The sequence below is a fragment of the Pseudomonas pohangensis genome, assembly GCF_900105995.1.
Lineage (GTDB): Bacteria > Pseudomonadota > Gammaproteobacteria > Pseudomonadales > Pseudomonadaceae > Aquipseudomonas > Aquipseudomonas pohangensis.
The window spans coordinates 2,794,926-2,808,865 of sequence record NZ_LT629785.1 but is presented as its reverse complement, the minus strand read 5'-3'; the positions used below and the strand labels follow the sequence as shown (position 1 = coordinate 2,808,865).

Annotated in this window: 14 protein-coding genes; 1 reads left to right on the top strand and 13 read right to left on the bottom strand. The window is 59.7% G+C overall.

What is annotated here, in order from left to right; all coding sequences use genetic code 11:
- Positions 1-211: 211 nt before the first annotated feature.
- From BLT89_RS13155 to BLT89_RS13095, 13 genes are all read right to left on the bottom strand, one after another.
- On the bottom strand, positions 212-421 hold the full coding sequence (locus BLT89_RS13155) for a hypothetical protein (RefSeq protein ID WP_090196202.1): 210 nt from the start codon (positions 419-421) through the stop codon (positions 212-214).
- A 23-nt stretch (positions 422-444) separates the two neighbouring features.
- The gene (locus BLT89_RS13150; protein ID WP_090196199.1) at positions 445-1,041 is read right to left on the bottom strand and encodes a MarC family protein; all 597 of its coding nucleotides are present in this window, start codon (positions 1,039-1,041) and stop codon (positions 445-447) included.
- Between the two features lie 131 nt (positions 1,042-1,172).
- A complete protein-coding gene (locus BLT89_RS13145; protein ID WP_157718871.1) occupies positions 1,173-3,917 on the bottom strand; it encodes a hybrid sensor histidine kinase/response regulator in 2,745 nt (914 codons plus the stop codon).
- Positions 3,918-4,015: 98 nt separating this feature from the next.
- Positions 4,016-5,299, bottom strand: a complete 1,284-nt coding sequence (gene purD / locus BLT89_RS13140; protein WP_090196193.1) for a phosphoribosylamine--glycine ligase — start codon at positions 5,297-5,299, stop codon at positions 4,016-4,018.
- Between the two features lie 124 nt (positions 5,300-5,423).
- Positions 5,424-7,031 (bottom strand): bifunctional phosphoribosylaminoimidazolecarboxamide formyltransferase/IMP cyclohydrolase, encoded by a 1,608-nt coding sequence (purH, locus tag BLT89_RS13135; protein WP_090196190.1) that lies wholly within the window; start codon positions 7,029-7,031, stop codon positions 5,424-5,426.
- Positions 7,032-7,108: 77 nt separating this feature from the next.
- Complete coding sequence (gene fis, locus BLT89_RS13130) at positions 7,109-7,444, bottom strand: DNA-binding transcriptional regulator Fis (protein ID WP_408003047.1); 336 nt, start codon at positions 7,442-7,444, stop codon at positions 7,109-7,111.
- The gene (dusB, locus tag BLT89_RS13125; RefSeq protein WP_090196182.1) at positions 7,441-8,439 is read right to left on the bottom strand and encodes a tRNA dihydrouridine synthase DusB; all 999 of its coding nucleotides are present in this window, start codon (positions 8,437-8,439) and stop codon (positions 7,441-7,443) included. Before dusB ends, fis begins: the two co-directional genes overlap by 4 nt.
- Positions 8,440-8,641: 202 nt before the next feature.
- On the bottom strand, positions 8,642-9,904 hold the full coding sequence (locus tag BLT89_RS13120; RefSeq protein ID WP_090196179.1) for a DUF3426 domain-containing protein: 1,263 nt from the start codon (positions 9,902-9,904) through the stop codon (positions 8,642-8,644).
- 89 nt (positions 9,905-9,993) lie between these two features.
- The gene (prmA, locus tag BLT89_RS13115) at positions 9,994-10,872 is read right to left on the bottom strand and encodes a 50S ribosomal protein L11 methyltransferase (RefSeq protein ID WP_090196176.1); all 879 of its coding nucleotides are present in this window, start codon (positions 10,870-10,872) and stop codon (positions 9,994-9,996) included.
- 143 nt (positions 10,873-11,015) lie between these two features.
- Entirely contained in the window at positions 11,016-11,324 is a 309-nt protein-coding gene (locus tag BLT89_RS13110) for a hypothetical protein (protein ID WP_090196172.1), read from the bottom strand.
- Positions 11,317-11,577, bottom strand: coding sequence for an AbrB/MazE/SpoVT family DNA-binding domain-containing protein (locus BLT89_RS13105; protein WP_231975018.1), 261 nt, complete (start codon positions 11,575-11,577; stop codon positions 11,317-11,319). The genes BLT89_RS13110 and BLT89_RS13105 overlap by 8 nt, the downstream gene beginning before the upstream one ends.
- Positions 11,578-11,626: 49 nt before the next feature.
- Positions 11,627-13,027, bottom strand: a complete 1,401-nt coding sequence (locus BLT89_RS13100) for a DEAD/DEAH box helicase (RefSeq protein ID WP_090196169.1) — start codon at positions 13,025-13,027, stop codon at positions 11,627-11,629.
- Positions 13,024-13,614: a hypothetical protein gene (locus BLT89_RS13095; RefSeq protein ID WP_090196166.1), complete on the bottom strand. Its 591-nt coding sequence runs from the start codon at positions 13,612-13,614 to the stop codon at positions 13,024-13,026. The genes BLT89_RS13100 and BLT89_RS13095 overlap by 4 nt, the downstream gene beginning before the upstream one ends.
- Before the next feature lie 103 nt (positions 13,615-13,717).
- Here BLT89_RS13095 and BLT89_RS13090 point away from each other — a divergent pair, with 103 nt between their 5' ends.
- Positions 13,718-13,939, top strand: a complete 222-nt coding sequence (locus BLT89_RS13090) for a helix-turn-helix domain-containing protein (protein WP_090199012.1) — start codon at positions 13,718-13,720, stop codon at positions 13,937-13,939.
- Position 13,940: the final 1 nt, after the last annotated feature.

The window sequence follows — 13,940 nt, the reverse complement described above, 5'->3', positions numbered from 1 at the left end:
GCGGGAAGGGCGGGAATAGCGCTTTGAATAGGGCAATGCTGAGCAACCTGAGAATGCTGGCGCGTGGCCAATCTTGTGTATTTATGTGCAAAACCAGCTGGCGAGTATCGCGGATGCGGCCTGCCGGCTCAACCTTTGACGGCCAGTTGACGTTGCAGAGTATTTCAGCCGTGCCGCGTGCTGGTGCTGACCCAGGGCAAGGCTTGCGTGATTAGTACTGGCTGGACTGGGTGGCCTCCTGTAGCCGCAGGTTGCTCTTCTGGTTGGCCAGTTCAACCTGTTGCCTGAGCTGTTGCATCTGTTGCTGCGCCTGCTGGGCCTGTTCGGCTTGCAGTGTGGCCACTGCCGCAGTTTCCCCGGCGCCACAGCCGCCCAGACAGAACAAGGCCAGCAGGCCGGGAGTGGAAAGTTTGCGTTTCATGGGGCGACTCCTTCACTGGTGGTCTACAGCTGCAGGTAATTCTTTACGCCGGTAAAGATGATCTGGGCAGCCAGCGCACAGACGAACAGGCCCATCAGGCGGCTGACGATCTGCAGCCCTTGCTCGCCCATGACGCGTTCAAAAAGATTGGAAAGATACAGCACCAGGCCCACGGTAAGACTGGCGATGACGATGGCCAGCAAGGTGGTCAGGCGCGGTTCCCAGTGTTCGTCACTGGCACTCATTACCAGCAGCGCGCCTATGGTGCCGGGGCCGACGGTCAGTGGAATGGTCAGCGGCACAATGGTGACATCCTGATCCAGGTTTTCCTGCTGCACCGCCGGTTTGCCCTGGGCCATGGCCAGTGCGGAAATGAACAGCACACTGCCGGCACCGATACGGAAGGCATCAATGGTCACGCCAAACACGTTGAAAATGTTGTTGCCGAACAGGTACAGCAGCGCACTGGCGATCATCGAGCCGAGCGCCACCTTCCAGGCCAGATAGCGGCGTTCCTTGACGGTGTAGCCGCGGGTCAGGCTGATAAAGCAGGACAGTACGAAGAACGGGCTGTAAAGCACCAGCATTTTCAGATACAGGCTGGAGAGTGTGTAAATCATCGGGCCGGACTCGGTTTGGACGGGCTGCCACGGCCATTCTGAACGGATCTATCAGCACTCAGCCGCAGCGTCCGCCAATCATCGCACAGCAGACCGGGGTTTAGGGTCGAATACTGGCGCAGCGGCGCGGATCAAGGTGGCAATGGCTGCTGGCCGTGTGGCGCCCAGGTGGCGATAAGTTCCCGCAGTCTGGCCAGTTCCACCGGCTTGCTGATGTGCGCATCCATGCCGGCCTGGCGCGCACGTTCCTTGTGCTGGCTGAGGGTATGTGCGGTCAGGGCTATTACCGGGGTGCGGCGGCGCAGGTTCTGCCGTTCCCAAGCGCGCAGGCTGCGGGTTGCGCTAAAGCCGTCCATGACCGGCATCTCGCAGTCCATCAGTACCAGATCGTATTGCTTGCTCTGCATGGCCAACAGCGCGGCGTCGCCGCTATCGACGGTGTCCGGCTGGATGCCGAGCTTGTTCAGCATGGCATTCAGGACTTTCATCGAGATGCTGCTGTCTTCGGCAATCAGCACGCGCAGATGCTGCACCGTGGCGGGTTCGCGGATGCCGGGAGCAAGGCTGGAGTTATGCTGTTCAAGGGCGCTGCACAGTGCCGTGCGCAGGGTAAAGCCGGCAACCGGCTTGGCCAGTATCCGCTCGATACCGGCATTGCGCGTCTGGCGCATGCCCGGCGCCTGGCAAATATCGGTGAGCATGAAAATCAGCACATCCGTGTGCAGGTAGTTGTCGGCTTTGATACTGGCCGCCAGTTGTATGCCGTTCATCTGCGGCATGCGCTGGTCGAGCAATACCACGTCGATGTCTTCATGCAGATTGGCCTTGCTGTGTAGCAGTGCCAGCGCCTCTTGCCCGGAGGCCGCCTGGCTGACCTGCATGCCCCAGCCGGCGCACTGTTCGCTGAGGACTTTGCGGCAGGTGTGGTTGTCATCGACCACCAGCACGCGAACGCCCTGCAACAGTTCTGCGTGCTCGCTGGCCGGCGATTCGATCGCGGCATGCTCTACCGGTACCGCAAGCCAGGCAATATTGCCCTTGCCGGGACGGCTCTCGAGACGGAACTCACCACCCATCAGGCGGATCAGGTGACGGGTTATCACCAGCGCCAGATGTCCGCTGAGTTTGCCCGAGGTGAGGAAGTCCTCGCCGTGCAGTTCGGCGCCGAGCAATTCTTTCAGCTCGGCATGGCCCAGTGCCGGGCCGCTGTCGTGCACGGTCAGACAAAGACGCGAACCTTGCGGGTTTGTTTGCAGCTCACTGAGCAGGAAGACTTCCCCGCTTCGGGTGTGCTTGAAGGCATGTTCCAGCAGGCTGAGCAGTATCTGGCGGATGCGTGCCGGATCACTGCGCAGCAATTGCGGCACTTCCGGCTTGATCAGGCTGATCAGTTCGATGCCGCGTTGTCCGGCCTGGTTGCGGAAGATGTCCAGGCAGTCATCCAGCAGGGCCGGGTAGTCGAACGGATCATTGTCCAGTTCGATCATGCCGGACTCCAGCCGGGAAACATCGAGAATCTGTCCGAGCAGGCCCAGCAGTTCGTTGCCGGCACTGCGGATGGTTTGTGCATAGTCACGCTGGCGATCGGACAGCGGTGTGTCGAGCAGCAGCTCGGCCATGCCCAGCACGCCGTTCATCGGTGTGCGGATGTCGTGACTGATGCGCGCGAGAAACTCCGTTTTGGCTTTGAGTTCGCCCTGGCGGGATGCCTGCTGGCGCGAGGCGCTGATCTTTGTCCCCAGTTGCCGGAGCTGCTGCTCGCGCAGCGCCATGCTGCAGAGAAAACTGCTCGCCACAATACCTGCGAGCAGCCAGTCGGTTTCGGTAATCAGGTAAAAGGGGCGGATATTCAGGAAGTAGCCAACCCCGGCAATGCTGAGCAGAATCGCCAGCAGCAGCGCCAGGCTGAGCACGCCCGCCGGTTGATTGCGCCGCCGCCAGTGCTGCACGCTGAAAAACAGCAGTGCCGGCAGGCTGAGGCAGCCGGTCAGGATGATCAGCAGGGTGCTGTGCCGGGCTTCGAGGAACAGTGGCAGCGGCAGCTCTGCGGCCAGTACCAGCATTATTGCTGTCAGGGTCTGCTGCGCCCTGGCCACTGGTTGCGGCCAGCGCAACAGGCTGCGCACAAACGCCACCGTGGTGAGCATGGCCAGCAGGATCGTGAGATTGCCCAGCGGGCCTTGCAGAGGACGGAGCGGACTCAGCCATTCGGGCACCATGCCCAGCAGGTGCATGATGCCCAGTACCAGGGCGATCTGGCTGAGGGTCAGCCAGAATGCGGGCGTGCTGCGCAGGTAGCAAAAGCGCACCAGGTTATAGAAGGCCAGCATTGCCAGCGCGCCGAGCAGGGCAGCCAGCAGCAGGGTGCGCTGATCGTTGGCCAGCAAGCTGCTGGCCGGAGCGATCTGGATGATCGGCCGCAGCGTATAGGGTGAGCTGAGCCTGAGGTACAGGGTCAGTTGCCGGTTAGATTGCGGTAGCGCCAGGAACAGGTCGCGGGCCGCGACGGGGCGCTGCATGGGCTCAAGCTGGCTGCCGGTTTGCGCATGCTCAAGCAGTTCGTCGTCCTGCAGCACATACATATCCAGCGCTGCGAGAAAGGGCGCAATCACCAGCAGGTACTGCACCTGCCGGCTATCGCTGAGCTGGTGGCGCAGCCAGAGCGCGCTGTCGCCTCCGGAGGTGCGAATGCTTTTGCTGTCGATCGCCTTGAATTGCCCGGCAAAGTCTGGCTGGCGAATCGCTTCGAACGGCGCCTGGCCATTGCTGTCGTCAAACGCATACCAGGCCCCGCTATGGTTGTCCGGCTGTGCCTGTAGCGGTGCGGCAAGCAGCAGGGAAGCGAGCAGAAATACGACGAACCTGGGCCAGTGCACGATCAAAGTCCTTTTGTAATCGATGCGGGTATTGCTTGTTGACTGCCGTGCAAGCCGTTCAGATGGTTGTCTGTACCGGCATGCACGGCTGGCCGGCGTTACTCCTGCTCGCGGGCGATGGCGCGGTAGCCGATGTCCTTGCGATAGAAACAGCCATCCCAGTTGATCTGCGCGGCCAGCCGGTAGGCCTGCTGTTGCGCATCACTCACGCTGTCGCCTAGCGCGGTGGCACACAGCACACGTCCGCCGCTGGTGACCACCTGACCGTCGCGAAGTGCGGTGCCGGCATGGAACACTTTGCCCGGCAATGCTGCCGCTTGCTCCAGCCCGTGGATCGCTGCGCCCTTGGCATAGTCGCCCGGATAGCCACCGGCGGCCAGCACCACGCCAAGGCTGGGGCGCGGATCCCACTGGGCTTCGACCTTGTCCAGAGCCTCGGCAAAGGCGGCTTCAATCAACAAGACCAGCGAAGACTGCAAGCGCAGCATTACCGGCTGGGTTTCCGGATCGCCAAAGCGGCAGTTGAATTCGATGACTTTCGGGTTGCCGGCCTGGTCGATCATCAGCCCGGCGTAGAGGAAACCGGTGTAGACATTGCCTTCGGCAGCCATGCCCTTGACGGTCGGCCAGATCACCTGCTCCATCACCCGCTGGTGCACCTCGGCGCTGACCACCGGGGCTGGCGAGTAGGCGCCCATGCCACCGGTATTCGGACCGCTGTCGCCATCGCCGACGCGCTTGTGGTCCTGACTGGTGGCCATCGGCAGCACGTTCTTACCGTCAACCATGACGATAAAGCTGGCTTCCTCGCCGTCGAGAAACTCTTCGATCACCACCCGCGAACCGGCTTCGCCAAAGGCGTTGCCGGCGAGCATGTCACGCACGGCGGCTTCGGCTTCGGCCAGCGTCATGGCAACGATCACACCTTTGCCGGCGGCCAGACCGTCAGCCTTGATCACAATCGGCGCGCCGACTTGCTGCAGGTAAGCCAGTGCCGGTTCGATCTCGGTGAAGTTCTGGTAGTCGGCGGTTGGAATCTGATGGCGGGCGAGGAAATCCTTGGTGAAGGCCTTGGAGCCTTCCAGTTGGGCGGCGCCTTTGGTCGGGCCGAAGCAGCGCAGGTTGCGGCTGCGGAACAGATCGACCACGCCGGCCACCAGCGGCACTTCCGGGCCGACGATGGTCAGTTGCACATTCTTTTCAGCAAAGTCGGCCAGCTGCTCGAGGGCCAGCACGTCGATGGCCACGTTCTCGCATTTGGCTTCGGTGGCGGTGCCGGCGTTACCCGGGGCGACGAAGACTTTGGCTACGCGCGGGTCTTGCGCGACTTTCCAGGCCAGGGCGTGTTCACGTCCGCCGCTGCCGATGATCAGTACGTTCATTTCAATACCTCGATGACGCTCAATTCTTGATTATGTAGGAGCGGGCTTGCCCGCGATGCTCACTCGGCGATCTGCGGGAAAGTTGTTTCGCGGGCAAGCCCGCTCCTACATGTAAGGCAATGTCTTAATGGCGGAAATGGCGCATGCCGGTGAAGACCATGGCGATATCGGCTTCATCGGCGGCGGCAATCACTTCGGCATCACGCATCGAGCCGCCGGGTTGAATCACCGCGGTAATGCCGTTCTTCGCCGCGTTGTCCAGACCGTCGCGGAACGGGAAGAAGGCGTCACTGGCCATAACCGAGCCGGCGACTTGCAGGCCGGCATGCTCGGCCTTGATCGCGGCGATACGCGCCGAGTTGACCCGGCTCATCTGGCCGGCGCCGACGCCGATGGTCTGGCGGCCCTTGGCGTAGACGATGGCGTTGGATTTGACGAACTTGGCCACTTTCCAGGCAAAGATCAGGTCGTGAATTTCCTGCTCGCTGGGGGCGCGGCGGGTGACCACCTTGAGGTCTTCGGCCTTGATCATGCCGATGTCGCGACTCTGTACCAGCAGACCACCGTTGACCCGTTTGAAGTCCCAGCTGGCGCTGCGCTCGGCTGGCCATTCGCCGCATTCCAGCAAGCGTACATTGGCTTTGGCGGCGACTACTTCGCGGGCGGCGGCGCTGATTTTCGGCGCGATGATTACTTCGACGAATTGGCGGTCAACGATGGCCTGGGCGGTGTCGCCGTCCAGCTCACGGTTGAAGGCAATGATGCCGCCGAAGGCCGACTCGCTATCGGTGGCGTAGGCCAGCTCGTAGGCCTGGCGAATGCCGCCTTCGCTGTCCAGAGCTACCGCTACGCCGCAGGGGTTGGCGTGCTTGACGATGACGCAGGCCGGCTTGACGAAACTCTTCACGCACTCCAGCGCCGCGTCGGTGTCGGCCACGTTGTTGAACGACAGTTCCTTGCCCTGCAGCTGCACGGCACTGGCGATGCTCGCCTCACCACGCTCGGCTTCGACATAGAAAGCTGCGCTCTGGTGCGGGTTCTCGCCGTAGCGCATTTCCTGCGCCTTGATGAACTGACTGTTGAAGGTACGCGGGAAGGCGCCACGCCCTTCGGTGCTCAGGGTGTCGGCAGTTTGATTGATGGTGCCCAGGTAGTTGGCGATCATACCGTCGTAGGCGGCGGTGTGCTCGAAGGCCTTGAGGGCCAGATCAAAACGCTGGGCGTAAGTCAGACCGCCGGCTTTCAGGGATTCAACAATGCCGGCGTAGTCGCCGGCGTTGACCACGATGGCCACTTCCTTGTGGTTTTTTGCCGCGCTGCGGACCATGGTCGGGCCGCCGATGTCGATGTTCTCGATGGCGTCGGCCAGCTCACAGCCGGGCTTGGCCACGGTGGCGGCGAAGGGGTAGAGGTTGACCGCGACCAGGTCGATCGGCTGGATGCCGTGCTGCTCCATGACGGCGCCGTCGAGGGCGCGGCGGCCGAGAATGCCGCCGTGGATTTTCGGGTGCAGGGTCTTCACCCGGCCATCCATCATCTCCGGAAAGCCGGTGTAGTCAGCCACTTCCACGGCAGCCACACCATTGTCCTTGAGCAGCTTGAAGGTGCCGCCGGTGGAGAGAATTTCCACTCCCAGGGCGACGAGCTCGCGGGCGAAGTCAAGAATGCCGGTCTTGTCAGAAACACTGATCAGCGCGCGGCGAACGGGGAGGCGGGTGGTCTGGTCGGTCATTGCAGATTCCATCAGAGCTTGGAAAACAAAAAGGGCGGCTCGTGTGGCTGGGCCGCCCTTTTACGGAAAATATACTGTCAGAGCAGGTCGTACTGCTTGAGCTTCTTGCGCAGGGTGCCGCGGTTCAGGCCGAGCATCTCCGAGGCTCTGGTCTGGTTGCCTTTGACGAAGTTCATCACGCTTTCCAGCAGTGGCGCCTCGACTTCGGAAATCACCAGGTTGTAGAGATCACAGACGCTGGCATCTTCCAGGTTGGCAAAATAATCCCGTAGCGATTTGGTCACGCTGCTGCGCAAGGTCTGCACCTCTTCGCTGGAAATTGCTGCGGGCATTTCAAGTTGCAGATTGTTACTCACTGATGAAGCCCCATCAAAAAAAATCTTGTTTATCAATTGCTCAGTCATGGCTGTCACGCGACCACTTTTTCTTCTTGGTTATATTGGCCGAGGAAAAACTGCCGGATGCCGGCGATTTGTGCCTCGGGTGTTTCCAGTTTGTTGAATCCGGCGCGGAATTCGCGCGCTCCCGGCAGGGTCGCCAGATACCAGCCAACATGCTTGCGCGCGATGCGCACGCCCATCAGGTTGCCGTAAAAGCGGTGCAACGCGTCCAGATGCTCGAGCAGAATGCTTTCGATTTCGCCCAGCTCCGGTTCGGCAAGGCGGCTGCCGTGGGCCAGGAAGTAGGCGATCTCGCGAAAAATCCATGGCCGGCCCTGAGCCGCGCGACCGATCAGCAGACCGTCGGCGCCAGTCTGCAGCAGCACTTCGCGGGCTTTTTCCGGCGAGCAGATGTCACCGTTGGCAAAGACCGGGATGCGGATGGCCTGCTTGATGCTGGCGATGGTCTCGTACTCTGCCGCGCCGCTATACAGATCGCTGCGGGTGCGGCCGTGCACGGCCAGGGCCTGGATGCCGGACTGCTCGGCGATGCGGGCAATGCTCAGGCCATTCCTGTTCTGCCGGTCCCAGCCGGTACGTATTTTCAGGGTGACCGGTACCTTGACCGCAGCCACCACAGTCTCGAGGATTTCTGCGACCAGCAGTTCGTCTTTCATCAGGGCGGAGCCGGCGGCCTTGTTGCAGACTTTTTTCGCCGGACAGCCCATGTTGATGTCGATGATCTGCGCACCCATCGCGACGTTGGCCCGGGCCGCTTCGGCAAGCATCTGCGGGTCGGCACCGGCTATCTGTACCGAACGTGGCTCGGCATCACTGGCATGTACCAGCCGCAAGCGGGACTTGCGGCTGTCCCATAGACGCATATCGCTGCTCAGCATTTCGCCCACCACCATGCCGGCGCCCAGGCGCGTGCACAGCTGACGAAAAGGCTGATCAGTCACCCCGGCCATTGGCGCAAGGATCAACTGGTTAGCGAGCGTATAGGGACCAATCTGTACCGCCGACATGAATCTTCCCTGCCTTCATGGCCTGGTTTCGTGGTGCTTGGGTAACGGAAAAAGGGAGGCGATGATACCCGTTCGGGAAGTCCGGATAAAGACTGAACTGGATAAAATATGATCAGTATCAGGATTTGCAGCGAATATCCGCAGGTCACTGGATTTTGGCCGAAGTTGTGATCTCGCCTGCTGCAGCCGTTCCAGCCGGTGCTTACTCGGGGGACTGGAAGATCAGGTTGTAATTGACCGCTTCCTGACCCGGATCAAGGATATCGAGCGAGATGTGGATCGGCGTTTGCGGCGGCATCTGGCTTTGCCCGGCAAGTTCGCCGGCCAGATACTCGCTGGGCTTGAAGCGGCGATTGGCCAGCGGCTTGTTGTTGATATCGGAAAAGCGCAACTCCAGCAGCGGGAAGGGTTGCTCGAAACTGGCGCGGTTATACAGGATGGCATCGACCACCAGCGCACCGGCGAAGTCGGGATGACTGCGGATCACCAGATTGCTGCTCTTGATCAGATTCACATCGACCTTGGGCGGCAGGCTGCAACCGAGTTGCGGGCAGATACTTTCAAACCATGGACGGTACTGATCCTGCCGGGCCAGTTCATCGAAGTGATAAAAAGTGTACTGGGTTATCAGGGCGCCGGCGGCGATCAGGTTCAGCAGGCCCCAGCCCAGCCAGCGACCCCAGGGTCTGCCGGGTGCCTGCCATTGCAGTTGCAGCGGGTCCTGATCGAGTTCGAGCAGTTTGTCGTTGGGACGGAAACGGGTTGTCGTGTCCGCTTCGTCAGTGCTGCCTGCCGGAGCCGGCGCCTGAATGTCCATGTCGATGTGCTGGTCTTCAGCCTCATCGGTGTGCTCGTCCTCGATCGCCGGTTCAAGACGCTCGGTGTCGTCATCGCTGTCCTGCCAGGGGGCTGTCGAGGCCGGTTCTGCGGGGGATTCGGCTAATTCCGTGGTTGTCGCTGCGGGCGCTGCGGAGCTGGAATTTGCCGGGCGTTGCGAGTCCTCCAGCAATTTCTCTGCCCAGCGCTCATCAGCCTTTGCTTCGGTAGCAGGTGCCATTTCGAACGCTGGTTGCCTGCTGGCAGGGCTTTCCAGCGGTATCCGGCTGCGCGAATGTAATTGTTCTTCCTGCTCCAGACGGGCCAGTTCTTCGTCGAGGTCAAGACTGTCCAGATCCAGATCGTCGTGGATGCGTACGGTGTCCAGTGAGTCCTTGCGCGCCAGCGTTTCGGTGGCGGCCTGGTCGGGGGCCGGCTGCAGGCTGGTTGCTGCAGGGCTGGCCGGAGTGGCAGGGGCCGCGCCGGGGTTGCCAGCAGTTGAGGGTTTATCCAGTAAATGCTGATGAGCATTGAACACGTGCAGACAGGCACCGCAACGCACGGCGCCTTGTGCGGCAGACAATTGAACCTGACTGACACGAAAGCTGGTGCGGCAATGTGGGCACTGGGTGACGAAACTATCGCTCATGCATGAATCCGTACAAAACAGGGCGCTGACGGCCTGCCTGGTTTAGTTGCATGCGCAAAAATAACCGGGCAGGTCTTTAGTTTAACTAACTAGCGGCGTTTGCCGGTAATCCGGATCCAGCCGTCTTTCTCGGCCACCGGATCCAGGTCAAAGCTGCTGCGATAGGCGGCACAAACCTCTTCGGCCTGTTCGGCGAGAATGCCGGAAAGCGCCAGGCGGCCGCCGGACCTGACCAGGCCGGTGATTTGTCCGGCGAGGCTGACCAGGGGGCCGGCGAGAATGTTGGCGACCAGCACATCGGCTTGCCCTGGCGGTAAATCGGCCGGCAGGTAGAGCGGGAACTGCACAGCCGCTATGCCGTTGCGTCCGGCATTGTCGCGGGATGCTTCCAGCGCCTGCGGGTCGATGTCGGTGCCGATCGCCTGGCGTGCGCCCAGCAGGAGTCCGGCAATCGCCAGAATGCCGGAGCCGCAGCCGAAATCGAGCAGATCGCAGCCGTGCAGGTCCTGACTATCCAGCCACTCCAGGCATAGGGCGGTGGTCGGGTGCGTTCCGGTGCCAAAGGCCAGTCCCGGGTCGAGTAGCAGGTTGACCGCGTCCGGCTCGGGTGCTTCGTGCCAGCTCGGCACGATCCAGAGCCGCTGGCCAAAGCGCATGGGCTGGAAATTGGCCATCCAGCTGCGTTCCCAGTCCTGGTCTTCGATGCGTTCGACCATTGATTCAGGCGCAGGCTTGCCGGTCATCAGTTCCAGCTGTGCCGGCAGTTTGTCGAGATCGGTATCGGCTTCAAACAATGCCAGCAGGTGCGTGTGCGACCAGAGTGGCGTGGTGCCCAGATCGGGCTCGAAGATCGGCTGGTCTTCGGCGTCCATGAAGGTTACCGATACGGCGCCCAGGGCCAGTAGGGCGTCTTCGTAGGTTTCAGCCTGCTCCGGGGTGATGGCGATACGAACTTGCAACCAGGGCATCTGGGAACCTCTTTGGGTGGGGACGGCAGGCATGGGCGATACAGCGGGGGACGTTGTTCAGGCGGGCAAGCTTACTTGAGCGACTCGGGCGGAGCAAAAAGGGCTGCCGGATGTTCTTTGCAGCGCCTAAATATGTACTAAATCTACCAATAGCCCTCGTCAAGAGGGCTTTTTTTCGAACATTTTATAGTGGTATTGACAGCCCTAAATATACTTTTCATACCTTTTGCAACCGTGAGCCCATGACCGATCTCTTCGCCCAAGAAATGAGATGGTAATAACGCTAAAAGGCGCTGACGCAAAGTTCGCTCGTTCTCAACATCAAAGTCCGCTTTGTCGCGTTGACCACGAGGATCACCTGCGTGCATCCATTCGGCTTCGATCAGCTTTCCAGCGGACAGGACTACTTCGACAACCGGAATTAACAGCTGCGGAAGATTAACGTCACCCATCTGATTTGACCGGCTTCCCCTGCTTGCCTGCCTGCTCTCGATCCAATTGCTCTAACGCATCAATACGATCGTGAATACGCTGAGTTTTGGAAAGGGCAAGGACACGAGTAGTACCTATAAATTCCTCAATTAGGTAAACCGAGTCACCGATATCTACCCCTATTAACTGCAAAGCCTCATCCGGAATTCGGATGCCGCCATCACCATCCCAGTTCTCAATCGCAATCTGTCGCTTTTCAATGCTTGCCTTCACTTAACCTGAGAGACGATACCCACGCATTTAAGTTCTGTCGGCACCACATTTAAAAGCAGGCCAGTAACTGTTGGCGATAGTGATTGGAAAAGCTGACCTGATAGCTTGGTTCAGCTGCAAAGCCCGCTAGAGAGGCGGTGTTCGTAGCACCTAAGCCGATAGCCTGTTCGGTTCCGTTTTTAATACTGCCGGCCAGGCCGTCGATATCACTGGCAGATCCAATCCAGTCAGCATTTGAGTCTGAACTGAAGTCAGGAATCTGCACCTCATTCAGCACTGCCAGATCATCCGGCAGATCGTCCGAAATTCGTTCAGCCAAGCGATGCAGCATCGGCTCTGCCAGCATGAACAACCATGCTTGGTCATCGGTCTCTCCCGTCCGCCGAAGCACTCGGCCCAGCACTTGCCGATAATGTAGTTCTGTACGGATTCGGCTGAAATAGCAGCACACCTGTAAGCGGGGGATATCGGTGCCTTCGCTGATCATCCCCACGGCGACAATCCACCGAGAGTCGTTGTGCCTGAAAGAATTAATCACGTGCTGCGCATCAGGAGTTTTGTTGGTCACGATGCGACAACCCTCACCCTTCGCGTTCAGGGCATGGGCTATTTGTTGGGCGTGCTCGATATCAGTGGCAACCACCAAGCCTGCTGCATCCGGCTTTATCAGGCGAAGTTCGTTAAGCTTGATGCAGCCAAGATCGAGCAGCTGATCGATCACCTCGTCATGGCGCAGTAGCTCTTCGTAGGTGACTGGTGATTCCCACAAGAGCTTGGCAAAGCTGGGAAACAGCTTCACAGAGCTATCAGCGCCCATCTCTTCCGTGACTTTAACCTTCTCATTGTCGAGCAGGACAATGCGAGGGGATCGACACACGCCGTCGGCAACGGCGTCTCTCAGGCCGTACCGGTAATCACAAATCAGATGCCCCTCAGGTGAGGAGTAACGAGCCAAGGCGATGGCCCGATCATCCGAGCGCCAAGGCGTGCCAGACAGGGCTAGCGTGAAGGCAGCTCGATCCTGAATCCGGTGCAGTATCTGCTGGCCCCAGGCGTTGCTCAGTAGCGGATCATGGCCAGCACAATGGTGGATCTCATCGAATACCACGAGCACACGGTAATCATCCAGAAGCTGCCAGAACCCCTCATCCCGGTATTCCATGGCCTGGTAGGTGTACGCTGCCCCCACCGCGCCAATCTGGTTATCCAGACGCCTGCCAAGCACCGTGGCAAAGGTGGAACGGAAGCCCTCAACAACCTGGCAGGATGGCGCAAAGCACAGCACCAGGTCGATCCTGTTCTGCTCAAGAAGCCGTCTTGCCAGCTCTGCAGCCATGTACGTCTTGCCAGCCCCGGGCGTTGCCTGGCAGAAGAAATGCGGGGTGACTTTGAAGTGCTCAAGCGCCTTGGTGATGCAGCCGCTTTGCCAATCTCGAAGTGATCTGGTCATCGGGTGGCGGCAAGCGTCTTGAGGGTCTTTTCGACAGCGCGAAGATGCCCGAGCAGACGAGAACTACGATCCTTGGCCTCTAGGAATTCACCTTCAACCTTGTCCCGCAAATGCGGCATATCCTCTAGAAGCAGCTTGAATCTCTCCACTTCGCCCATTGAAGACAGGAAATCCAGGCGGATTTCTTTGTGGAGCGCCTCCAAGTGCCGATCCGCATCGGCGGAAGACTTAAGCGATACAACCTCAGCTTCGGGCGCTGCAAGGGCCTGCCCGGGCCCACAAGCAGTTTTGAGATTGTTCTCAAACCCGTTTTCGATCAGCTCCAGTTGCAGATGTGCTGGAATCGACTGCAGGTGGTAGACCTGCCCTCTAACACGGCGATCTTCATCGAGTACAACCCAACCTATGCGCAGCAATCGGCGGATCTGCTCATACACGTAACGGCGCACATCGGCGATACGGAAATTCGTACCATCCAACTGCCTTGCATAGGCGTCGCGAAGTTCACGGGTCGTGAATTTTGTGCATCCGTCCCTCTGAAGCATCTCATACAGCCGTCTGTCGAAGGTGAACGTGGCCGATTTCATTGAGGCACCAAAAGAGTAATAACATGAAAATGCGGATTATAGTCCGTGGCTTCTGCGTCCGCAAACGCAGGATAGTGCCGTCTCAAGTGAAATTGAGATGGTTATGGATAATTTGGCGAAAGCGTTAGGGGAACGCATCCGAACACGGAGGAAGGCCTGCGGGATTTCTCAGGATGTACTAGCGGTGGCCTGCAGCATCGACCGCAGCTATATGGGCCGAATCGAGCGTGGTGAAGTAAACATCAGCGTAGAGAAGCTATATCGGATCGCAGGAGAACTTGCATGCAAGCCTTCAAGCCTTCTGCCAAAGCTGTCTGAAATCTAAC